At 63.0% G+C, this 863-nt stretch carries 1 protein-coding gene; it reads right to left on the reverse strand.

Annotation, left to right across the window (positions count from 1 at the left end; translation table 11 throughout):
- A partial coding sequence (locus AC1DWA_RS32920; protein WP_477917609.1) for an acyl-CoA dehydrogenase family protein occupies positions 1-863 on the reverse strand: 863 nt, incomplete at both ends.

Consider the following 863-nt stretch of genomic DNA (forward strand, 5'->3'; position numbering starts at 1 on the left):
TCACGCCACGCCAGAACCGCTGCATCGGCGTGTTCAACTGCAACGCGCCACCACCGGAACGAGCAAAGATCTCGTCCACCGCCCGCACCGCCCGCCACGCCGCAGCAGTCTGCGTACGCCGACCGATCGCACGAAGCTCGAACGAAACTTCCTGCCCCTTCTCGGTCATGTCCCAGAAACGATCCACCGTCTCCAAGATCGCAGCCCGAGAAGCAGCGATCTCGGCCGCAGCCTCACCGATCGCGAACAACACGTACGGATCTTCCTTGATCGGAACACCACTGACCGTCACACGCTCACGCTGCGCCGCCATGTTGCACGCCAACGCACCCTCMGCRATACCGATCAACGACGAAGTGATCCCCAACGGGAAAATGCAGGAGAACGGGAACTTGTACAACGTCTCCGTACGGCCCGCTTCCTTCCACGCCGTCCCGTCGTACACCTTTCCGGCGTCGATCGTGCGGTAGGTGGGCAGGAACGCGTCCTTGACGATCAGATCCTTCGACCCCGTACCGCGCAGCCCCACGACATTCCAGCTGTCCTGGTCGATGTCGTAATCGGAGCGCGGCAGCAGTACGTGCAGGTGCTTCGGCGGCATCAACGGCTTACCGGACTCGTCACCGACCATCGCGCCGATCATGATCCAGTCACAGTGATCGGTACCGGAGGAGAACGACCAGCGCCCGTTGAGGATGTAGCCACCCTCGACCGGCCTCGCCACGCCCATCGGCGCATACGGTGACGCCATCCACGTATCGGGATCGGTTCCCCACACCTCTTCCTGAGCCTTGCGGTCGAAGAACGCAAGCTCCCACGGATGAACACCGACGATGCCGCTGACCCAGCCCGTGGCACCGTCC

It is taken from the genome of Rhodococcus sp. P4_F3_2, from assembly GCF_056401335.1.